The following is a 20,849-nucleotide window of genomic DNA, read 5'->3' on the forward strand; positions in this document are numbered from 1 at the left end:
GAGGAAGACAGTGACGCAGGAGCCGTTGGGGGTCGCCGTCGTCGGGGCCGGTTACTGGGGCCCCAACCTCGTACGCAACTTCCAGGCCAGCGAGCGGTTCCGGCTGCGCTGGCTGTGCGATCTCGACGTGGACCGGGCCCAGCGGGTCCTCGGCGGCTACTCGACGGTCCAGGCCACCTCGGACTACACCGCCGTCCTCGCCGACCCCTCCGTGGCCGCCGTCGCCGTGGCCACGCCCGCCGGGACACACCTCGACATCGCCCTGGCCGCCCTGCGCGCCGGCAAGCACGTCCTCGTGGAGAAGCCGCTCGCGGCGACCTACGCCGACGGGATGCGACTGGTGGACGAGGCAGAGGAACGCGGTCTCATCCTCATGTGCGACCACACCTACTGCTATACGCCCGCCGTGGGCCGCATCCGGGAACTGGTCCGCTCCGGGGAACTGGGCGAGATCCACTTCGTCGACTCGGTCCGGATCAACCTCGGGCTCGTCCAGAAGGACATCGACGTCCTGTGGGACCTGGCCCCGCACGACCTGTCGATCCTGGACTTCATCCTCCCCGACCACGTCGAGCCCGTCGCCGTCGCCGCCCACGGGGCCGACCCGATCGGCGCCGGACAGGCCTGCGTCGCCTATCTGACGCTCCAGCTCAGCACCGGGGCCATCGCCCACGTCCACGTCAACTGGCTGTCGCCGACCAAGGTACGGACCACCATGGTGGGCGGCGCCAAGCGCACCCTGATCTGGGACGACCTCAACCCCCTGCAGCGGGTGGCGATCTACGACCGGGGCGTGGACCTGGCCGCGCCGCAGGAGATCGGCGCGGACGAGCGCAGGCAGATGCTCGTCTCGTACCGCTCGGGGACATGGTCGCCCCCGCGATCGGTGAGAAGGAAGCGCTGCGCAGCATGGTCGACGAGTTCGCCGACGCGATCACGGACAAGCGGGCGCCGCTGACCGACGGCCGCGCGGGCCTGCGCGTGCTGGACATTCTCGAAGCGGCCTCCCGGAGCCTCGACTTCAAGGGCGCGGTCGTCGGCCTGCGTGCCGGGCACTGACGCATCCAAGACACTGAGAGGGCACAGCAGTTGAGCAGCGTACGAGGCAAGAAGATCCTGGTCACCGGGGGAGCGGGCACCATCGGCTCGAACCTCGTCGACCTCCTGGCCGAGGGCGGTGCGCGCGAGATCGTGGTACTGGACAACTTCGTGCGCGGGCGGATGGGCAACCTCGCCCAGGCCCTGCCGAGCGGCGTCGTGGAGGTCGTCGAGGGCGACGTACGGGACGCCGCCACCGTACGGAAGGTCACCGAGGGCGCCGACCTGGTGTTCCACCTCGCCGCGATCCGCATCACCCAGTGCGCCGAGGAGCCGCGGCTCGCCAACGAGGTACTCGTCGACGGCACCTTCAACGTCCTGGAGGCGGCGGCCGAGGCCTCGGTGGCCAAGGTGATCGCCTCGTCCTCGGCGTCCGTCTACGGTATGGCCGAGACCTTCCCGACGACCGAGCGCCATCACCCGTACAACAACGACACCTTCTACGGCGCCGCGAAGGCCTTCAACGAGGGCATGCTGCGCAGCTTCCACGCCATGTACGGCCTGGACTACGTGGCGCTGCGCTACTTCAACGTCTACGGCCCCCGCATGGACATCCACGGCCTCTACACCGAGGTGCTCATCCGCTGGATGGAGCGCATCGAGGCGGGCGAGCCGCCGCTGATCCTCGGCGACGGCACACAGACCATGGACTTCGTCGACGTCAGGGACATCGCCAGGGCCAATGTGCTGGCTGCCGAGTCGGATCTCACCGACGAGGTGTTCAACATCGCCAACGGTACGGAGACTTCGCTGAAGGAACTCGCCGAGGGCCTGCTGGAGGCGATGGGGGCCAGTGGTCTGGAGCCGGTGCACGGGCCCGCCCGCGCGGTGAACTCGGTGGTCCGCCGGCTCGCCGACACCTCGCAGGCCGCCGAACGGCTCGGCTTCACCGCCCGGATAGACCTGGCCACGGGCCTGAAGGACCTGGTCGAGTGGTGGCGCGCGGAGCGGGAGGCGGCCAAGTGAACACCGACCGCATCCCGGTGATGATCCCCTGGCTCGGCGAGGAGGAGGCCAAGGCCGCCTCCGACGCCGTGCTGTCCGGATGGGTCGCCCAGGGTCCCCGCGTCGCCGCCTTCGAGAAGGCCTTCGCCGAGCGGGTGGGCGCCGAGCACGGCATCGCGGTCAGTTCGTGCACCACCGCCCTGCACCTGTCGCTCGTCGCCCTCGGACTCGGGCCCGGCGACGAGGTCGTGGTGCCCTCGCTGTCCTTCATCGCCACCGCCAACGCCGTGCGCTACGTCGGTGCCGAGCCCGTGTTCGCCGATGTCGACCTCGCCACCGGCAACCTGACCCCGGCCACCGTGGACGCGGTCCGCACCCCCCGCACCAAGGCCGTCCTCGCCGTCCACCAGGGCGGCGTACCGGCCGATGCGCACGCCCTGCGTGCCGCCTGCGCCGACTGGGACCTGCCCCTGGTCGAGGACGCGGCCTGCGCCATCGGCTCGACCGTCGGCGGCAAGCCCGTGGGGCACGGCGCACTGATCGCCGCCTGGTCCTTCCACCCGCGCAAGCTCGTCACCACGGGCGAGGGCGGCATGATCACCACCGACGACGCCGAGTGGGCGGCACGCCTGCGCCGGCTGCGCGAGCACGGGATGAACGCCTCGGCGGCCGAGCGCCACGCGAGCGACAAGCCCGTGCTGGAGAGCTACCTCGAGGTGGGCTACAACTACCGGATGACGGACGTCCAGGCCGCGATCGGCCTGGTCCAGCTGAAGAAACTCGACGCGATGATCGCCCGCCGCCGCGAGCTGGCGGCCCGCTACGACACACTGCTGCACGACGTCCCCGGCCTCACCCCCGTTCGCGACCCCGCGCACGGCCAGAGCAACTTCCAGTCCTACTGGGTCCTGGTGGACGGGGACTTCCCCGTCGGCCGGGACGACCTGCTCGCCGTGCTCGCCGAGGCCGGCGTCTCCGCCCGGCGCGGGATCATGGCCGCGCACCTCGAACCCGCCTACGCCGGCCACCCCTGCGCCCCGCTCCCGGTCACCGAGCGGATCACCCGCGAAACCCTCATCCTGCCGCTGTTCCACACCATGACCGAGGAACAGCAGGACCGGGTGGTGGCGGTGCTCCACGAACAGGCCACGCCATGACCGAGTTGCTGATCGTAGGCGCGGGCGGGTTCGCCCGGGAGACCGCACAGGCCGTACGGGACACGGGCGGCATCAAGCTGCTCGGGCACCTCGACGACAATGCTGCCCTGCACGGCACCGAGGTGGACGGTGTGCCCGTACTCGGCGGCTGCGACCTGGTCCACGACCTGCCCGGCGCCCGGGTCGTGATCTGCGTGGGCAACCCCCGGGACTACGCGGCCCGCGCCCGCCTGGTGCGCAGGCTCGGCCTCCCCGCCGACCGCTACGCCACCGTGATCCACCCGACGGCGGCGGTGTCGGAGTCGTCCTCGGTCGGCCCCGGCTCGGTCCTGCTCGCGCACTGCGTCCTGACCGCCGCCGTACGCGTGGGCGCCCATGTCGCGGTGATGCCGCACGTCGTTCTCACCCATGACGACATGGTCGAGGACTACGTCACGATCGCGTCCGGCGTCCGGCTGGGCGGGGGAGTGCGGCTGGAGGGGGGCAGCTATGTGGGCTCCGGGGCCCTGGTCCGGGAGGGCACGTCGGTCGGCGCATGGTCGCTGATCGGGATGGGGAGCACGGTGCTCGGCGATGTTCCGCCGGGCGAGGTCTGGGCCGGGAGCCCGGCCCGGCGGCTGCGCGAGGCGGATGCCCCGGCGCTCGGCGAACTAGCGACGCGAACCATGGGGGGACCCGTCAGATGAACCAGATTCCGCTGGTGGACCTCAAGGCGGCCCACGAGGAGGTCGCCGACGAGGTACGGGCCGGATTCGCACGGATCCTGGCCCGCACCGCGTTCGTCGGCGGCGACGAGGTCCGCCTGTTCGAGGGCGAGTACGCGGACTTCGGCGGCATCGCGCACTGTGTGGGTGTCGCCAACGGCACCGACGCCGTCGAACTCGCCCTGCGCGCGAGCGGGGTCGGGCCCGGCGACGAGGTCGTGGTGCCCGCCAACACCTTCATCGCCACCGTGGGCGCGGTCGCCAGGATCGGCGCACGCCCCGTCCTGGCGGACTGCCTGCCCGACACCTACCTGCTGGACCCGCGGGCCGCGCTGGACGCGGTCGGCCCGGCCACGCGTGCGATCGTACCCGTGCACCTCTACGGGCAGATGGCCGACCTGAGCGAGCTGGCCGGCCAACTACCCGAACGCGTAAGGGTCGTCGAGGACGCCGCGCAGTGCCAGGGCGCGACCCGCGACGGCCGGACGCCGGGCAGCGGCGGGATCGCGGCCACCAGCTTCTACCCGGGCAAGAACCTCGGCGCGTACGGCGACGCGGGCGCGGTGCTGACCGACGACGAGGAGCCGGCCGGCCTGGTGCGTGCGATCGCCAACCACGGCGGCGTCGCCAAGTACCGCCACGACGTGCCCGGGTTCAACAGCCGTCTGGACGCACTGCAGGCCGTCGTCCTGCGGGCGAAGCTGGCACGGCTGGCGGACGGCAACGCGGCGCGGCGGGCGGCCGCGGCCCGCTACGACGCACTGCTCGCCGACCTGGTGGCAGCCGGCCGGGTCGTGCTCCCCACGACGGCCGCCGGCAACGTCCACGTGTGGCACCTCTACGTCGTCCAGGTCGCCGGGGCGGACCGCGACGACATCGTGGGCAAGCTCAACGCCGAGGGCATCGGCGCGGGGGTGCACTATCCCGCCCCTGTCCACCTCACCCCCGCATACCGCCGACTCGGCTACACCCGGGGCGACTTCCCGAACGCCGAGCAGGCGGCCGACCGGATCCTGTCCCTTCCGCTCTACCCGCAGATCACCCCCGCCCAGCAACAGCGCGTCGTGGACACTCTCGCCCGCGCGCTCCAAGGCTGATCGGTCGCCAGCTCCACGCTCCACCCCGACCTCACCGGGTCGGTCCTGCACAGCACCGCTGAGAGGTACACATGAACAGATGGAGCAGACGGATCCGGGGCGCCCGCCTCGCCGTCGTAGCAGCACTGATATGGGCTGTGCTCCCGCAGGCCGCGACCGCCCAGGCGGCGTCCGATCCGTGCGGAACGGGCTCGAACCCGGTCGTCTGCGAGAACTCCAAGCCGGGCAGCCCCATGTCCGACTGGTTCGCGCCCAACGCCTACGGCGACATCAAGGGATTCACCACCAAGCAGAGCGTCCAGGCCGGCGACACCGTCCAGTTCAAGGTCCAGTCGAAGACCCCGTACCACATCGAGATCTACCGGCTGGGCTGGTACGGCGGTGACGGTGCGCGCGAGATGTCGACCGCGGCCCAGGCGGCGGTGACCTATCCGGCCAACTTCCTCACCAAGCCCGCGAACTGCGCCACCAAGAGCAGCACCGGCCTGGTCGACTGCGGCAACTGGCCCGTGACCGCGAGCTGGACGGTACCCGGCAACGCCGTGTCCGGCCTGTACATCGCGAACCTGGACCAGAGCGACGGCAACGGCCTGATGCCGTACCCATTCGTGGTCCGCAACGACTCCAGCACCTCCGACATGGTCGTACAGACCAGCGACGAGACCTGGCAGGCCTACAACACCTACGGCGGCCAGAACCTCTACGGAGGCGCGGGGCCCGCACCGGACGGCCGCGCCTACGAGGTCAGCTACAACCGGCCGCTGGACATCGGCGGTGACAACGGCATCTACGGCTCCGAGTACATGATGCTGTCCTGGCTGGAACGCAACGGCTACGACGTCAGCTATCTGTCCGGTGTGGACGTGTCGTCGGCCGGCGGTGCGACCCTGCTGAAGAAGCACAAGGTGTACATGTCCTCCGGCCATGACGAGTACTGGACGCAGAGCCAGTACTCCAACGTCCTGGCGGCGCGGAAGGCAGGTGTGCGGGAGGCCTTCTTCAGCGGCAACGAGGTCTTCTGGAAGACCCGGCTCGCCCCGAGCATCGACGGCACGAGCACGCCGGACCGCACCCTGGTCTGCTACAAGATGACCAAGATGGCGCAGAACAACGGTGTCGCCGACCCCAGCGGCAGCTGGACCGGCACCTGGATGGACCCGGCCAGCACCAACTACGGCCAGACCTACCAGCCGCCGAACATCCTCACCGGCTCCATGTTCCAGGTGAACGGCTACCGCAGCGACGCGATCACGGTCCCCGGCTCCTACGGCAGGAACCGGCTGTGGCGCAACACCTCCATCGCGAACCTCAGCTCCAGCCAGACCGCCACCTTCCCGACGGGCACCCTCGGCTACGAGTGGGACAGCGACCTCGACAACGGCACCAGACCCGCCGGGGAGATCGACCTGTCGTCCACGACGGTGGACATCACCGACGGCAAGTACCGCATGGACTGGGGCAACGTGTACGGCAACGGCACGGCGACACACAGTCTCGTGGAGTTCCGCGACCAGGACTCCGGGGCCCTGGTCTTCGGGTCGGGGACCGTGCAGTGGTCGTGGGGCCTGACCAACGTCCCGACGAGCAACCCCGCGGACACGGTGGTCACCGAGGACACCCGCATGCAGCAGGCGACCGTGAACATCCTCGCCGACATGGGCGTCCAGCCGCTGACCCCGCAGAGCAGCCTCGCCGCCGCCACGGCCTCCACCGACACCACGGGCCCGGCCGTCACGGTGACCAGCCCGGCCTCCGGGGTCACGGTCCCGGCGCTGAAGCCGGTCACCATCAAGGGCACGGCCACCGACTCCGGCGGAGGCGTCGTGGCCCGCGTGGAGGTGTCCACGGACGGCGGAACGACCTGGAAGGCCGCAGCCGGCCTGTCGTCCTGGAGCTACAGCTGGACCCCGACCACCCCGGGCCCGGCATCGATCAAGGTCCGCGCGGTCGACGACAGCGTCAACATCGGCGCCGTCACCACCGTCCCGCTGACCGTCGGCCCCCAGGCCTGCCCCTGCACCATCTGGCCGGCCTCGGCCGTTCCCGGCACCGTCAACGCGGGCGACGGCGGCTCGGTGGAGCTGGGCGTCAAGTTCCGTACCACGGCGGCCGGTTCGATCACGGCCGTCCGCTTCTACAAGTCACCCGCCAACACCGGAACCCACACCGGCAGCCTGTGGAGCGCCTCCGGCACCCGCCTGGCCACCGGCACCTTCACCGGCGAGACGGCCTCCGGCTGGCAGCAGCTGAACTTCGCCACCCCGGTGCCCGTCAAGGCCAACACCACCTACGTCGCCTCGTACTTCGCCCCCAACGGCGGATACTCCTACGACGGCGGCTACTTCTCCGGCAGTGATGCCGGCCTGGCCCCGCTCACGGCACTGAAGTCCGGCACCGACGGCGGCAACGGCGTCTACCACTACGGCTCGACGAGCGCCTTCCCGTCCTCCCAGTCCTCCGGCAGCAACTACTGGGTCGACGTGGTGCTGGACACCTCGACGGCCAGTACGACCCCGCCCACCGTCACCTCGACCTCCCCGACGTCCGGGGCCACCGACGCGTCGATCACGACCCCGGTGTCCGCCGTCTTCAGCTCGCCCGTCGACGCCGACAGCCTGACGTTCACCGTGAAGGACCCGAACGGCAACACCGTGCCCGGGGCCACCACGGTGCCCGTGTCGAACAAGGCGACCTTCACACCGTCGACGCAGCTGGCGCTGCACACCGCGTACACCGCCTCCGTCCAGGCCTCCGACCTGTGGGGCAACGCCATGGCGGACCCGGTGTCCTGGTCCTTCACCACCAGTGCCACCCCGCCCGCGGTCACCTGCCCCTGCACGCTGTGGAACGCCGCCACGGTACCGGCCACCACCGACATGACCGGCGACCCCAACTCCGTGGAACTGGGCACCCGGTTCACGTCCTCGGCGAACGGCTGGGTCACCGGCGTCACCTTCTACAAGGGCACCGGCAACACCGGCACCCACACCGGCAGCCTGTGGTCCGACGACGGCACACTGCTCGCCACCGGCACCTTCACCGGCGAGACGGCGTCCGGCTGGCAGCAGCTGACCTTCGCCACTCCGGTGGCCATCACCGCCGGCACCCCGTACGTCGTCTCCTACCACGCCCCGAACGGCAACTACGCGGTCGACGGCGGCTACTTCGCGGCAGCCCACCAGTCCTATCCGCTGACCGCCACCGCCGACACCACGACCCACCACAACGGTCTCTACCGGTACGGCACCGACTCGGCCTTCCCCAACGGGTCCTACGGGTCCGCGAACTACTGGGTCGGCCCAGTCTTCACCGCCGACAACCCGAGCGCGGCCCTGACATCGGGTACCGCCGCCTCGGAGGTGACCGCCTCCTCGGTGACACACACCGCCGACGCGGCCGACGCCCTCGTCACGACACTGCCCGCCGAGACCAAGCTGTCGTCCGTGACGGCGACCGTGGCCATCCTGCCGGGCGCCGGGGCAGCCGCCGCCGGGAAGCTCCACGTCACGGCCGTGATCTCCTACGACCGGGCCACCCACAAGGTGTCGGTGCACCTGTCCGCACCCTTGCCGGACGGCACGCGGTTCAAGGTCACGATCACGGCCCGGGACCGGCACCGCCACCCGGTGAAGTCCCCCAGCTGGACGCTGACCAGCAAGACCGTCCGCAAGAAGAAGAACTGACCGACACGCGCCGGTGGTGGTCTCCGCGGAACTCGGAGATCACCACCGGGGATTGGCTTGCCTCTCGCATGAGCACCGTCAGTGTTGTGATCCCGTGCTACAAGTACGGCCATTTCCTCGCCGACTGCGTCAGCAGCGTCCTCGACGAGCAGGACGGCGTGGACGTCCGGGTCCTCATCATCGACGACGCCTCGCCCGACGACTCGGCGCAGATGGCGCGCAAACTGGCCGCCGCCGACCCGCGTATCGAAGTCCAGGTGCACGAAAGCAACAAGGGCCACATCGCCACCTACAACGAGGGTCTCCTGGAGTGGGCCGACGGCGACTACGTCGCCCTCCTCTCCGCCGACGACCGCCTGGTCCCCGGCGCCCTGGTCCGGGCCGCAGCGCTCCTGGACGCCCATCCCGAGGTGGGGTTCGCCTACGGGCGCCCCCTGCGCTTCCGGCACGGCGGTCCGCTGCCGAAGGCCCGTACGCACGGCACCGGCTCGGTCGTCTACCCCGGGCATTGGTGGCTGGAGCGGCGCTTCAGCGAGGGCACCGGCTGCATCACCTCGCCGGAAGTCGTCGTCCGCACCAGCCTCCAGCGCACGGTCGGCGGCTACGACCCGAAGCTTCCCCACGCCGGCGACATCGAGATGTGGATGCGGCTCGCCGCGCACGCCGACGTCGGCTACATACGCGGCGCCGACCAGGCCTTCTACCGCGTCCACGGCAAGAACATGTCGACGACCGACTTCGGTGGTCAGCTCGACGACCTGCGCCAGCGGCTCCTGGCCTTCGACTCGGTGCTCACCAAGTGCGCCGACCGGCTGCCCCACGCCGACCGCCTCGCCGACCAGGTCCACACCCGCCTCGCCCGCTACGCCCTGCGCCGGGCCTACCGGGCCTACGACCGGGGTCGTACCGGTGTCGTACCGGTCGACGCATGCGTGGCGTTCGCCGAGGAGTGCCTGCCGGGGTACAGAGCCCTGCCCGAGTACCGCGCACTGCGGCTGCGCAGACGGATCGGCCCGAAGGCGATGCCGTATCTGCAGCCCCTGGTGTGGTCGGCCGTGGCCGAGCGCGGTCGGGAGTGGCTGTGGTGGGAGTCGTGGAAGCGCCGCGGTATCTGATGTCCGGGAGGAACTCAGCCCGCCACCGGAATCCCGTCGGTGAGGCGGCGCGGGTCCGGGGAGGTCTCCTTCCTGGTCCTCCGGCGCAGCGCGTACTGGTCGAACCACAGGGCGCCCAGGATCCCGGCGATGCCGCCCAGCAGCGCCGTACCGGCCAGAGCACGGCTCCTGGTGCCCTGCACCGGAGCGGCGCTCGGGGCGACCAGGACGGACGCGCTGATCCGCGACCCGGGCGCGACCCCCTGGGCATCCTGCAGATCGGTCACACGCCTGGCGTAGACGTCGATGACCCGCTGGACCGCCGTGTCGGCCTCGACGGCGCCACCGCGCTGCGCCTGCACCTGCACCGAGGGGATCAGATAGCGCGGCGTCGCGGTGGTGCCGCTGTTGCGCGGGATCAGCTGGTACGTGCCGTGGACGCCGGCGGAGTCCAGTTCCTTGCGCCCGGCCGGCGACTGGAGTTGCTGGATGATGCCGTACGAGAGTGTGGCGAGCGGCGGTTGAAGATTCGTCAGCTGGTTCGGCTGGCTTCCCGTGACGGGCGGCTTGAGGACGACGACCGCCGAACTCAGGTACTGCGGGGCGGGATGCAGCACCCGGTAGGCTCCGGCGGCCGTCAGCAGGAGCGCGAGCAACAGCACGTACCAGCGGCGGAGCAGCGCTTCGGCGACATCACGAGGCGACACAGGGATTCCTTCCGTCGGCACCGATCCTCGCAGGCGCCGGGGCGGGCCGCCACCGAATCGGGCCGGGGGGAGTGCGCATGAGCCTTGCCGACATCCTGGCGATCATGCGCAGGCGCTGGTACTTCATGGTGCCCCTCACCCTGCTCAGTCTGCTCGCGGGCGGGTATCTGTACCGGACCATCCCGGTGTCCTACGCATCGCAGAGCTCCGTCACACTGCTCGACTCCAGGGCCGTCGCCGAGCTGGCGCCGACCTTCGGCAACCCCCTGTCGAACGCGGGCGGTTCGCTGGTCGTCACGGCCGACGTGCTGATCAGGACCCTGCAGTCCAGCGACTCGGCCAAGGAACTGAACTCCCGCGGCGTCACCGACCGGTACACGGTGGGTTTCGCGCCGCAGGCCGACAGCCCGCTGCTCACGCTGAGCGTCACCGGAACCGACCGGGCGAAGGTGCTGCGGGAGACCACCACCCTCACCAACTTCACCGGGGAGCAGCTGAAGGCCCTGCAGGCCGCCTCCAAGGTGCCGGCGGTCTACGCGGTGCAGACCGCGCCGGTCGTTCTGCCGCAGACACCGGTCTCGCAGTCCAAGAGCCGGTATCAGGACATCGCGGCGGTCGTCATCGTCGGGTTCGTCGGCGCATTCCTGCTGTCCATCCTGGCCGAGGGCGTCGCGGTGGTCCGCCGCCGGGGACGCGCCCGGGCCGGATACGTTCCCCGGCGCCATCGCGCCCGGCCCCCCGAGCGCGCGCCCAGGGGCCTGCTGGTGCGGAGACTGGACGCCACGACGATCCTCACCGGCTATCTGGTGCTGGCCTTCTTCGTCCCGTCGAACCTCACCCTGCCCGCGCTGGGCGGCGTCGGTACCCCGGCCAACGTCTTCGCCCTGCTGGGCCTTCTGTGGTACCTCGCCACCTGGCTCGGCGGCCGCATCCTTCCGGCGAAGGGCACCAGGCTGCCGCGCGTGGTGATGTGCGTGCTCGCCGCCGCGGTGCTGCTGTCGTACCTCGCAGACGCGACACGCGACAGCTCGCACGAGGAGGTCCTCGGGGCCGACCGGGGACTCATCGGGCTCGGGGTGTGGGTGGCGCTGGTGGTGCTGGCGTCGGCCGGCATCCAGGAGCGCAGCCGGCTGGAGACCCTGATGCGGCGGCTCGTCGTCCTGGGCACGGTGGTCGCCCTGATCGGCTACTACGACTTCTTCGCCGCGACCAACATCGCCGACTCCATCCACATCCCCGGCCTGCAGTCGAGCACCGCCGGGATCAGCGCCATGGACCGCGGCTCGTTCACCCGGCCGCGCTCCACCACGGCCCATCCGCTGGAGTTCGGGGGAATGCTGGCCATCCTGGTGCCCTTCGCCGTCCACCAGGCGTTCGACCCGGTCCGCCGGCACGCCGGCGCGCTGCGCCGCTGGGCCCCGGTGGCGATCATGGCGGGCGCGCTTCCGCTGACGGTGTCCAGGACGTCCATCATCGGTGCCTTCATCGTGATCCTGGTGATGGTGCCCCGCTGGAAGCCGCAGCGGCGCTGGGCCGCGATCGGACTGATCCTGGGCTCGGTCGCAGGCTTCAAGGTGATCATTCCCGGCCTGATCGGAACCATCACCAACCTGTTCGCCAGCTTCCTGTCCAACTCCGACAGCAGTACCCAGGCGCGCACCGTGAAGTACAGCGCGATCGTCCCCTATCTCAGCGAACGCCCCTGGTCCGGCCGCGGGTTCGGCACCTTCACCCCCGACCTGTACTTCTTCACGGACAACCAGTACATGCTGACGCTGGCCGAGATGGGGATCGTGGGGCTGGTCGCGCTGCTCGCCCTGTTCGTCACCGGGATCCACCAGGGCGGCGCCATCCGCCGGCTCGCCCGCACCGAATCGGACCGCGAGCTCGGGCAGGCCTTTCTCGCCTCGGCCCTGGTGGCCCTGGTCATCAGTGCCACCTTCGACGCGCTCAGCTTCCCCATGTACGCCGGGATGTTCTTCCTGACCCTGGGTGCCGGCGGCAGCTACCTCGGCTTCATCCGCCGTGAGGCGGCTGCGGTCACGGTCCCCGTCCCCCGTAAGGCATCCGAAGCCCAGCTCCCCCAACCAGTGGAGTCCCGATGAGCCCCGTCGCCGTCATCGTCGTCACCTGGAACAGCGCCTCGGTGCTCCCCGGGTTCCTCGCCGCGCTCCCGGACGGCATGGCCGGCCTCGACTGGCGGCTGGTCGTCGCCGACAACGACTCCGCCGACGACACCGTCGAGGTCCTGCGGACGCTGGCCCCCGACGCCACGGTCGTCCAGACCGGCCGCAACGCCGGGTACGCCGCAGGCATCAACGCGGCGCTGCGTGCCGCCGGTGACTTCGCAGCCGTCCTGATCTGCAACCCCGACATCCGGATGCGGCAGGGCTGCGCCAAGCGCCTCGTCGACGCTCTCGGCGACGGCGTGGGGATCGCCGTACCCCTGCTGTACGAGGACGGCCGGGACACACCCCACTACTCGCTGCGCCGCGAGTCGAGCGTGCTCCGGGCCCTCGGCGAGGCCGTCATCGGCAACCGCCGGGCCGGGCGCTTCCCGCGCCTGAGCGAGCTCGTCACCGACCCGGCCGCGTATCAGCGGTCCACACGCGCGGACTGGGCGACCGGCGCGCTCATGGCCATCTCCGGTGACTGCCTGGCCGCTTGCGGCCCGTGGGACGAGTCCTTCTTCCTCTACTCGGAGGAGACCGAGTACTGCCTGCGGGCGCGGGACCGGGGTTACGTCACCCAGCTGGAGCCCTCAGCCGAGGCCGTTCACCTGGGGGGCGACTCCCAGGTGTCGCCCCGGCTCTGGACTCTCCTCACCCTCAACCGCGTCCGTCTGTACGGGCGTCGGCACGGTGCCCTCGCCACGTCCGCCTTCCGCGCCGCCGTCCTGCTGCGGGAGACCTCACGCGCCGCGCTCGGCCGCCCGGCCAGCCGCGCCGCCGCGACCGCCCTCGCCCGCCCGGGTGCCCTGCGCACCACGCCGGGGCCGTGACAGCGAGCCTCCACGGGTCCGGCTCAGGGGCGCCACCAGCACATCACCACCGGCGGGAAGACGAGGTCGGGCAGGCTGCCACAGCTCGATCGGGCCGGCACCGCACCATCGCGGGCCTGACCCCGTCTCACAGCGCCCGGGGACGCGTCAGCCCGCGCTCCGTGGACGGCAGACCATCGCGATGAAGTCGTGCCCCACCTCGGGCAGGGCCGCGTCCTCCGCCGCGAAGCACCGCTCCAGCAGCGCCAGTGTCTCCGGCTCCTGGTCACGGAAGTTGTGCGCGATCCCGGAGAACGCGATGTGCAGCACCGTGCCCCCGTACGGCCGTTCCTCGACGACCTCGAAATGGCGCCGCAGCCCCGGCAGCAGCGCCGCCGCGTCGACCGCCTCCGAGGGGTCGTCCAGCACCATCGACAGTCTGCTCGGCCGCACGATGCGGCGCTTGATCCGGCCGTCGGCCAGGCGCCGCCGCTCTTCGGGGAGCCGGGCCAGCAGGGCGTTCGCCGCTTCCAGTTGGCCGTCGGTCCACTGGAAGCGGGTGGGGCCGACGAACTCGTCGATCACGAACATCCCGTCGGGCTCGATCAGTTGGGCCAGCCGCGGCAGGGTCTCGTCGAGGTGGTCGAAGTGGTGCAGCGACTGCAGGCCCAGCAGTACGTCGTAGCGTTCCCCGTCGCTGGTCATCCGGTTGACGTCGGTGACCCGGAAGCGCAGGACGTCGGCGAGACCGTTCTCGGCGGCGGCGCCGGTGGCGAAGTCGATCCGCTGCTGCGCCACATCCACGCCCTCCAGGAGACAGAAAGCGCCGGTCCTCGCCCACAGCAGCTCGTTCCCGCCGGTGCCGCACCCCAAGGACAGGCCGCGCAGATCGGTGCGCGGCGCGAAGTGCTTGGCGGCCACGTACTCGGGGAAGGACGTGTCCGCGTCGCCGGTCATCAGCAGGTTCCACCGCTTGATCACCGCGGGTATCGCCCACCACTCGGTCAGCGACGGGTCGACCTGGGACCAGTGCTGGACCACGCGCGCGCCGCCGCGCACCCGCAGCTTGGCCAGCACGCGGTCGAGTTCCAGCCTGCGCACCTTACGCAGCAGCCGGTCCGCGTCATGTCTGTTGATCAGGTTGTTCAGCATGCGGGCTCCGTTCGTACGGCCATGAGCGACTTCGTCGCGCCGAGCACCCGTTCGCTGAGGAGCACGGACCGGGGGAACAGGTAGCGCATCTCGGCTCGGGTCAGCAGCTCGATGTTGATCACGGCGTTCATCGCCGACTCCGGGCTGTCGGGACGGCTGTGGACGAGCGGCCAGTGCCGTACCAGACGTGCCCGGGCGGTCAGCGGCAGGAACTGGAAGCCGGGCGCGACGAAGTGCGGTTCCACGGGGAAGTAGCGGTACGGCGTCTGGATCCAGTGCAGCGGCGCCAGTTGCTCGACGGCGGAGACGAACTTCAGGCGCTGGCTGTGACCACCCACGTGCTCGATGGTCGAGTTGGAGAACACCAGGTCGTAGCCGCCGTGGCTGCTCAGTTCGGCAGCGATCGCCGGATCGGTGACGTCGGCGACCTCCGCGGTGATCCAGTCGGGCAGTCCGGCGGGGTGTTCCTCCAGGTTGATCAGGTGGACGTGCTTGGCGCGCGCCGGTGCGCGCAGCCACATCTCGGCCGTCCCGCCCAGGTCCACGACGCGCATGCTCTCGATGCCGGGGAAGCAACGCCGGAACCGCTCCCAGCGGGCGACACGCAGCCGTTCGCCCAGCGAGCCGGGCGCGTCGACGAATCTGTTTCTCAGGGCGCGGGAGCGGGGCATCGGATCAACCACCTGTGGTCGGAACGGAAGGGGAGCGACGGCCCGCGGAGCCGGGCCGCGTGATGTGGGCTGTCACCACTGGGTGTAGAAGCTGGCCGGGTTCATCAGGTACCGGACGGTCGGGTGCGGCACATGGAGCACCCGGTGCCTGCGGCCGTACCGGTGGATCAGCTCCCAGTCCTCGCGGGGCATGACGTCCGGGGTCCGGCGCAGACGGCTGAAGTGCAGTGAGCGGTTCCGGCGGGCGACGAAGGCGTTGGTGTCCAGGAAGGACTCGCGGGCGGCCCGGCGCCGGTCGTAGGGCACCGACAGGACGTCCTTCTCGCTTCCGTCGGGCAGGACACGGCGCAACGCCAGGTAGACGCCGTCGGGGCCGCCGGGCGCCTCCAGCACCTCAAGCGCCCGGGCGAGATGGTCCGGCTCCCACAGGTTGTCGTCGTCCAGGAAAGCCACATAGCGGGACCGCGTCAGCCGGATCCCCACGTTGCGGACGACTCCGGCGGTGCCGGTGTTGGTCGCCAGCGAGACGGCGAACAGCCTTGGATCGTCCGGCAGTTCGGGCAGCCCGGCGCCGTCGTCGACGACCATGACGACCTGGTCGCGCACGCTCTGTGCCAGGGCCGAGCGCACCGCGGCACGCAGCGCCTCGGGGCGTCGATGGGTGGCGATCACCGTGGCGACCAGTGCCGAGGGCTCGGACGGGAGGCCGGCCGCGAGCCGCCGGGTCTCGGCGTTCTCGACGCGGCGGAGTCCTATCGCGGTGGGGGCCAGCAGGATCTTGTTCCTGGCCTCGAAGAGCACCAGCCAGCCGAACGCCGCCTTGAGCAGCGTCCAGGGCGCCCGCGCGACCCGACGCATCATGGGGTTGCCTCCTGGCAGGGCGCCTTCGTTCACGAGGACGGCTCGGGCTGGATCGGGCGGCCGTCGGACATCCGGTTGTTCCGCCACACGTTTCCGGTGCCGCCCGCGTTCCAGTGGGCGACCGTGCCGTAGCCGCCTGAGGCGGGGTGGTACTGCGTCGAGAACACGTTGTCGGTGACCTTGATCCCGTTGGCGCCCTTGTCACCGCCGTAGAGGGCGTACGCGCCGCCGGCGATCCAGTTGTGGTCGACGGTGACATTGCGGACCACTCCGGTGTCCGCGAACAGGCCGATGCTTCCCGAGGCCCCCTGCTTGAGGCTGGTGGGGTTCAGCAGGGTGTTGTGGCGGATGATCAGCTGCCCGGTGTTGCCGCCGCCGCTGATCACCGCGTCGGTGTGCTGCCACTCGCCGCCCTGGTTGATGAACGGGACGATGTCGTGCACGTAGTTGTCGTGCAGATCGCCCTGCCCCATGGACAGGGCGTCGCCGAACACCGAGACGTCGCACCAGCCGACCTCGACGGAACTGCCCCCCATGTTCGACACCGCGTAGTCCACGCCGCCGTTGTCGGGCCCCTTGCCGGGCACCGCGGTGATGGTGGAGTGCAGGACGCGCAGGCCGTGGTAACCGGGGCGCAGGTTGATGCCCCACCAGCTGTCCGAGGTGATCCTGGTGTCGATGACGGTGACGTCGTTCGCGTAGACGTCGAGCGAGCCGGTGATGTCCCAGCCCCGGATGACGAGCCCGTTGGTACGGACGGCCAGGTAGCCGGTCTTGTGGGGCTTGAGGGGCGTACGGGGGCCGGTGGTGCGGGCGTCGGGGAAGCCGCAGGCGCCGGGAGAGGCGCACGCGCCCGCGGGTTTTCCGGGCGCACCGCTCGGGCCGGCCGTCGCGGTGGGCTGCCCCGTCGGGGACGGCGAGGCGGTGGGGCTCCCTGGCGCCTCGCGGGCCGTGGTCGACGGACCGGCGCCCCGTGCCGCCGAGGACGCGCTCGCAGGGCAGCTCTGCTTGGCATCCGGGCAGTGCGGCGACGCGGACTGGTGCGATGCCGAGCAGGCCACCCCCACGAGCGCCAGTAACGCTGCGAGGAGCGGCCACGCGAGCGGGCTGCGGCTGATACGCCGTGACATGCGGTTCACCTCACGTCCTGTTGGGTGGACCGGACCGGTGCGGACAACCGGTGCCGGCCGCGGTGGGGCCGGGCGGCGCGGTCGACGCCCCGCAGGAAGTCACGGCTGGGCAGTACGCACACCGTGTAGCCGGCCAGGGCGATGATGCCGAGGGCGAGGAGCGCGAGCCGGCCGTCGCCGAACGGACGCTCCAGGCCGAGGATCATCGCGGCCATCACGGCCCCGCCGAGGAAGGGCCACGCGCAGGCCCTGGCGATCCGGCCGACGCCGATGCCGCCACGGCTGAGGGCGATCAGGAAGACGGGCACCACCAGGCCGCCGGCGACCAGGACATGCCCCTGGGAGACTCCCACCATCCCGTTCAGGTGGGCGGCGACGAGGAGCGCCGGGATCAGGGCGGCCAGCCACAGGCCCTGCACCAGGAAGAGCGCGCGGCGCTGACCGGTCGCGACCAGGCAGTCGTAGGCGAGTTCGGCGCCGATGCGGATCAGGCCCAGGGCCATCAGCCAGGGCAGTGCCGCGGCGGCGGGGGTCCACCGGCTGCCGTAGATCAGCCTGATGACCGGCTCCGCGAGGCCGGCCAGCAGGACGCACAGCGGGACGGTGCCGGTGATCAGTACGCCCAGGGCACGGCTGAAGCCCTGGGCGAGCGCCTGCGGCGATCCGGCCAGGCGGGAGAACCCGGCGAAGGAGACCCGGCGGGCGGCCTCGGAGATGATCCGCACGGGCCAGCCGGAGATGTTGAAGGCGAGCACGTAGAACCCCAGGGACAGGTTGCCCAGTGTCGCGCCCACGACCATGGTGTCGACGTTGACCACCGCCAGGGCCAGCAGGCTCGCCCCCGCCAGCGGAAGCCCGAATCTCAGCAGCGTCCGGGCCTGGCCGGGGTCCCAGCCGTATTTCAGGGTGCCCGGTGCCGCCAGCGCGCAGCCGACCAGCGTCACGACGTTGCCCACCACGGCTCCCCAGGCGAAGCTCATCGCGCCCCAGCCCTCGAAGGCCAGCAGCAGCGTCACCGTGGTGCCGAGCACGAAGTTGAGCCCGTCGATGATCATCCGTCTGCCCTGGGCGAACTCACGGGTGAGGAAGCCGCCGGGCACCTGTGCCACCCCGTCGATCACCACGCACAGACACATCACCCGCAGTACGGCCGTGGCGTCCGGCGAGCCGAGCAGGCCGCCCACCGCCGGTGCCGCCGCGAACAGCGCCACGTACAGCAGGCCGCTGGAGAGGGTGCTGAGGGTCAGTACGGTCGGCGCGAACCGCCGTGCGTCCCCCTCCCAGCGCACGATGGCCAGGCCCACGCCCAGCTCGTTCGCGGACAGCAGGACCAGCAGCACGGTCTGGGCGATGCCGTACACACCCCACGCCGCGGGGCCCAGGGCGAAGCGCGCCAGCACGATGCCGGTCGCGAAGTTGCCCAGGCGCAGGACGACGGTGTTGATCAGGCTCCACCGCGCCGCCGAACGGACCTTACCGGAAAGGGAGTTGGCGGCGGGGGGTGCGGGAGCGGGAGGAGCGGGGGCGTCGCTCGTCTCACCGGTCTCGCTCTCCGGCGCGCGGGCGGTGTCCATGAGTCGACTCCTCGTCGAGCGGCTCTGCGGCGGACGCCACGGCCATGACGGGCCGTGGCGCTGGGGGTTCTGCGGCGGCCGGACCGTCCTCGGCGGACCGCGACCAACTCGGCGACCGCCGCATGGCGAGCGTCTCTTCCACGCCCGATTCCACGACCGGTTCCCCGGACGATTTACCGGCCGATTCCACGCCCGATTCCCCTGCCGAGGAGACGGGGGCGCTCGTCTCCTGCCCCGGCTCGGGCCTGTGCGACCTCGCGCGCGCCTCCACGTAGAAGACGGCGACCAGGCTCAGCACCAGACCCAGGCACCCGGCCATGATCAGGTACTCCAGCCGGGTCTTGGTCTGTGCCACCGGGTTCTGCGGGGGCACGATGGTCGTCATGCGGATCATGGCCTTCGGGGCGACCGACTGCTGCTTCTGGAACTGATCCAGCCGCTCCCCGGCATACGCGGTCAGGATCCTGTCCGAGGCCAGGACGGCGGCCTTGTCGGTGCCGGTGACGGTGAGCCAGAGGAGCGGCCCCTGCGCGTTGTCGGCCAGTTTGGCCGCGAACGCGCCGGTGGCGCCACGGGACTTGAGATCGCGCAGGGAGCCGTCGGAGTTGAGATTGCGGGCCAGGCTGTCGGCCATGCCGGTGAGCGAGGTCTGGGTGCTGAGGAAGGGGTTGCCGTCGTAGGCGACGGTGGCCTTCTGGGAGTTCAGCAGCACCACCGTGCTCTGTGACTGGTAGGTGACCGGAACCATCAGGGTGACACCCACGATCAGACCGGCGGTCAGCAGCAGCCCTGGCAGCAGGACGTACCAGCGCCTGCGCATGGCCCGGAAGATCTCAGCGAGATCCATGGTGGTCCCCCCAGCGACCGGACCTTCGACGAGGTCGGGTCTCGGCTCGTCGGTGGGGCGCGGCCGGGAGCTCGCGGTGCCTCCCTCCAGCAGCACGTCGGCGATACGGTCGCTCGCGCGGCCGTCCCACAGCGCGGGCCGGCGCGGCGCGGGCGGAGCGTCCAGCACCCGGTGCACGGTGGTCACGATGCGCAGGGGATCCCGGCCGGCCAGCACATTGGTGCCCTGCTCGACGGTGATGGGCCGCTCGGTGTTGTCCCGTAGCGTCACACACGGCACGCCCAGCGCGGTGGTCTCCTCCTGTACGCCGCCCGAGTCGGTCAGCACGAGGCGGGCGGAGTCCTGTAGGGCGATGAAGTCCAGGTATCCGGCGGGCGGTACGAGCCGGATGCCTCCGGGGACGCCCGTATCGGCCAGCCGTTCGCAGGCGCGCGGGTGCACGGGCAGCAGGAGCGGGCAGCGGCCGGCGATCTCACCCAGGGCCTTCAGGAGCCCGCTGAGGACCTCGGGGTCGTCCACATTGGCCGGGCGGTGCAGGGTGACCAGGCCGTACTCACCTCTCGCCAGGCCGTACCGGCCGAGGATGTCCGAGGCCCGGGCCCGCTCCAGATTCGCCAGCAGCGTGTCGATCATGACGTTGCCGACGAGATGGATCTGGTCGTCCCGGTACCCTTCCGCGCGCAGGTTGTCCACGGCGTCGGGGGAGGGGGCCAGCAGGTAGTCGCTGACGCGGTCGGTGGCGACGCGATTGATCTCCTCCGGCATGCTCCAGTCGCGGCTGCGCAGGCCGGCCTCGACATGGGCGAGCAGCGGCCCGGCCTTGGCGGTGACCAGGGCGCAGGCCAGGGTGGAGTTGATGTCGCCGACCACGACGACGATGTCCGGGGACACCTCGCCGAGCAGCGGCTCGAACGCGGTCATCACACGTCCGGTCTGCTCGGCATGGGTGCCGGAGCCGACCCCGAGGAAGCGGTCGGGCGGCCGGATGCCGAGGTCGGCGAAGAACACGTCGTTCATGGCCGGGTCGTAGTGCTGCCCGGTGTGGACGAGGATCACCTCGGCGCCCCGGCGTTCCAGGGCGTCCATCACCGGCTTGATCTTCATGTAGTTGGGTCGCGCCCCGGCGACGCAGACGACTCGTGGCATGGC

Annotated in this window: 17 protein-coding genes; 10 read left to right on the forward strand and 7 right to left on the reverse strand. The window is 71.0% G+C overall.

All coding sequences use genetic code 11. The features are described from left to right. Window positions 1-10: 10 nt before the first annotated feature. The 8 genes from BFF78_RS40960 to BFF78_RS40990 all read left to right on the forward strand — a co-directional run bounded on the left by BFF78_RS40960 (window position 11) and on the right by BFF78_RS40990 (window position 9,799). Window positions 11-958 carry a Gfo/Idh/MocA family protein gene (locus BFF78_RS40960; RefSeq protein ID WP_227026068.1) on the forward strand — a complete coding sequence of 316 codons (948 nt, stop codon included), beginning with the start codon at window positions 11-13 and terminating at the stop codon, window positions 956-958. Next, the gene (locus tag BFF78_RS48810) at window positions 910-1,059 is read left to right on the forward strand and encodes a hypothetical protein (RefSeq protein WP_227026069.1); all 150 of its coding nucleotides are present in this window, start codon (window positions 910-912) and stop codon (window positions 1,057-1,059) included. The genes BFF78_RS40960 and BFF78_RS48810 overlap by 49 nt, the downstream gene beginning before the upstream one ends. 30 nt (window positions 1,060-1,089) lie before the next feature. After that, on the forward strand, window positions 1,090-2,064 hold the full coding sequence (locus tag BFF78_RS40965) for an NAD-dependent epimerase/dehydratase family protein (protein WP_069783099.1): 975 nt from the start codon (window positions 1,090-1,092) through the stop codon (window positions 2,062-2,064). After that, window positions 2,061-3,200 carry a DegT/DnrJ/EryC1/StrS family aminotransferase gene (locus tag BFF78_RS40970; RefSeq protein ID WP_079161916.1) on the forward strand — a complete coding sequence of 380 codons (1,140 nt, stop codon included), beginning with the start codon at window positions 2,061-2,063 and terminating at the stop codon, window positions 3,198-3,200. The genes BFF78_RS40965 and BFF78_RS40970 overlap by 4 nt, the downstream gene beginning before the upstream one ends. Further along, window positions 3,197-3,886 carry an acetyltransferase gene (locus tag BFF78_RS40975; RefSeq protein ID WP_069783100.1) on the forward strand — a complete coding sequence of 230 codons (690 nt, stop codon included), beginning with the start codon at window positions 3,197-3,199 and terminating at the stop codon, window positions 3,884-3,886. Before BFF78_RS40970 ends, BFF78_RS40975 begins: the two co-directional genes overlap by 4 nt. Further along, window positions 3,883-5,001: a DegT/DnrJ/EryC1/StrS family aminotransferase gene (locus BFF78_RS40980; RefSeq protein ID WP_069783101.1), complete on the forward strand. Its 1,119-nt coding sequence runs from the start codon at window positions 3,883-3,885 to the stop codon at window positions 4,999-5,001. The genes BFF78_RS40975 and BFF78_RS40980 overlap by 4 nt, the downstream gene beginning before the upstream one ends. Window positions 5,002-5,072: 71 nt before the next feature. After that, on the forward strand, window positions 5,073-8,684 hold the full coding sequence (locus tag BFF78_RS40985) for a DUF4082 domain-containing protein (protein WP_069783102.1): 3,612 nt from the start codon (window positions 5,073-5,075) through the stop codon (window positions 8,682-8,684). A 68-nt stretch (window positions 8,685-8,752) separates the two neighbouring features. Further along, complete coding sequence (locus tag BFF78_RS40990; protein WP_069783103.1) at window positions 8,753-9,799, forward strand: glycosyltransferase family 2 protein; 1,047 nt, start codon at window positions 8,753-8,755, stop codon at window positions 9,797-9,799. Window positions 9,800-9,813: 14 nt separating this feature from the next. On the opposite strand, the gene BFF78_RS40995 is transcribed toward BFF78_RS40990, so the two are convergent. Next, window positions 9,814-10,485 (reverse strand): hypothetical protein, encoded by a 672-nt coding sequence (locus tag BFF78_RS40995; RefSeq protein ID WP_069783104.1) that lies wholly within the window; start codon window positions 10,483-10,485, stop codon window positions 9,814-9,816. A 77-nt stretch (window positions 10,486-10,562) separates the two neighbouring features. Between BFF78_RS40995 and BFF78_RS41000 the strand changes: the two genes are divergently transcribed. Together BFF78_RS41000 and BFF78_RS41005 are read left to right on the forward strand one after the other, a co-directional pair. Then, on the forward strand, window positions 10,563-12,590 hold the full coding sequence (locus BFF78_RS41000) for an O-antigen ligase family protein (RefSeq protein WP_069783105.1): 2,028 nt from the start codon (window positions 10,563-10,565) through the stop codon (window positions 12,588-12,590). After that, the gene (locus BFF78_RS41005) at window positions 12,587-13,486 is read left to right on the forward strand and encodes a glycosyltransferase family 2 protein (RefSeq protein ID WP_069783106.1); all 900 of its coding nucleotides are present in this window, start codon (window positions 12,587-12,589) and stop codon (window positions 13,484-13,486) included. Before BFF78_RS41000 ends, BFF78_RS41005 begins: the two co-directional genes overlap by 4 nt. 147 nt (window positions 13,487-13,633) lie before the next feature. Here BFF78_RS41005 and BFF78_RS41010 read toward each other — a convergent pair whose 3' ends face one another. The 6 genes from BFF78_RS41010 to wecB form a co-directional block, all read right to left on the reverse strand. Then, complete coding sequence (locus tag BFF78_RS41010; RefSeq protein WP_069783107.1) at window positions 13,634-14,617, reverse strand: class I SAM-dependent methyltransferase; 984 nt, start codon at window positions 14,615-14,617, stop codon at window positions 13,634-13,636. Next, on the reverse strand, window positions 14,611-15,288 hold the full coding sequence (locus BFF78_RS41015) for a class I SAM-dependent methyltransferase (protein WP_069783108.1): 678 nt from the start codon (window positions 15,286-15,288) through the stop codon (window positions 14,611-14,613). The genes BFF78_RS41010 and BFF78_RS41015 overlap by 7 nt, the downstream gene beginning before the upstream one ends. A gap of 72 nt (window positions 15,289-15,360) precedes the next feature. Beyond that, window positions 15,361-16,149 carry a glycosyltransferase family 2 protein gene (locus BFF78_RS41020; RefSeq protein ID WP_227026070.1) on the reverse strand — a complete coding sequence of 263 codons (789 nt, stop codon included), beginning with the start codon at window positions 16,147-16,149 and terminating at the stop codon, window positions 15,361-15,363. Between the two features lie 29 nt (window positions 16,150-16,178). Then, window positions 16,179-17,279 carry a right-handed parallel beta-helix repeat-containing protein gene (locus BFF78_RS41025; RefSeq protein WP_227026071.1) on the reverse strand — a complete coding sequence of 367 codons (1,101 nt, stop codon included), beginning with the start codon at window positions 17,277-17,279 and terminating at the stop codon, window positions 16,179-16,181. Between the two features lie 5 nt (window positions 17,280-17,284). After that, entirely contained in the window at window positions 17,285-18,853 is a 1,569-nt protein-coding gene (locus BFF78_RS41030) for an oligosaccharide flippase family protein (protein WP_069783110.1), read from the reverse strand. Then, window positions 18,816-20,846 (reverse strand): non-hydrolyzing UDP-N-acetylglucosamine 2-epimerase, encoded by a 2,031-nt coding sequence (gene wecB, locus BFF78_RS48815; protein WP_227026072.1) that lies wholly within the window; start codon window positions 20,844-20,846, stop codon window positions 18,816-18,818. Before wecB ends, BFF78_RS41030 begins: the two co-directional genes overlap by 38 nt. Window positions 20,847-20,849: the final 3 nt, after the last annotated feature.

Source organism: Streptomyces fodineus, from assembly GCF_001735805.1.
In the GTDB taxonomy this organism is placed as follows: Bacteria; Actinomycetota; Actinomycetes; order Streptomycetales; family Streptomycetaceae; genus Streptomyces; species Streptomyces fodineus.

Bases quoted from the DNA above. Each gene is read 5' to 3' on its own strand.
- BFF78_RS48810 (WP_227026069.1), top strand. From the start codon at position 910: ATGGTCGACGAGTTCGCCGACGCGATCACGGACAAGCGGGCGCCGCTG.
- BFF78_RS40975 (WP_069783100.1), top strand. From the start codon at position 3,197: ATGACCGAGTTGCTGATCGTAGGCGCGGGCGGGTTCGCCCGGGAGACC.
- BFF78_RS40980 (WP_069783101.1), top strand. From the start codon at position 3,883: ATGAACCAGATTCCGCTGGTGGACCTCAAGGCGGCCCACGAGGAGGTC.
- BFF78_RS40985 (WP_069783102.1), top strand. From the start codon at position 5,073: ATGAACAGATGGAGCAGACGGATCCGGGGCGCCCGCCTCGCCGTCGTA.
- BFF78_RS40990 (WP_069783103.1), top strand. From the start codon at position 8,753: ATGAGCACCGTCAGTGTTGTGATCCCGTGCTACAAGTACGGCCATTTC.
- BFF78_RS41000 (WP_069783105.1), top strand. From the start codon at position 10,563: ATGAGCCTTGCCGACATCCTGGCGATCATGCGCAGGCGCTGGTACTTC.
- BFF78_RS41005 (WP_069783106.1), top strand. From the start codon at position 12,587: ATGAGCCCCGTCGCCGTCATCGTCGTCACCTGGAACAGCGCCTCGGTG.
- BFF78_RS41010 (WP_069783107.1), bottom strand. From the start codon at position 14,617: ATGCTGAACAACCTGATCAACAGACATGACGCGGACCGGCTGCTGCGT.
- BFF78_RS41015 (WP_069783108.1), bottom strand. From the start codon at position 15,288: ATGCCCCGCTCCCGCGCCCTGAGAAACAGATTCGTCGACGCGCCCGGC.
- BFF78_RS41020 (WP_227026070.1), bottom strand. From the start codon at position 16,149: ATGATGCGTCGGGTCGCGCGGGCGCCCTGGACGCTGCTCAAGGCGGCG.
- BFF78_RS41025 (WP_227026071.1), bottom strand. From the start codon at position 17,279: ATGTCACGGCGTATCAGCCGCAGCCCGCTCGCGTGGCCGCTCCTCGCA.
- BFF78_RS41030 (WP_069783110.1), bottom strand. From the start codon at position 18,853: ATGGACACCGCCCGCGCGCCGGAGAGCGAGACCGGTGAGACGAGCGAC.
- wecB (WP_227026072.1), bottom strand. From the start codon at position 20,846: ATGCCACGAGTCGTCTGCGTCGCCGGGGCGCGACCCAACTACATGAAG.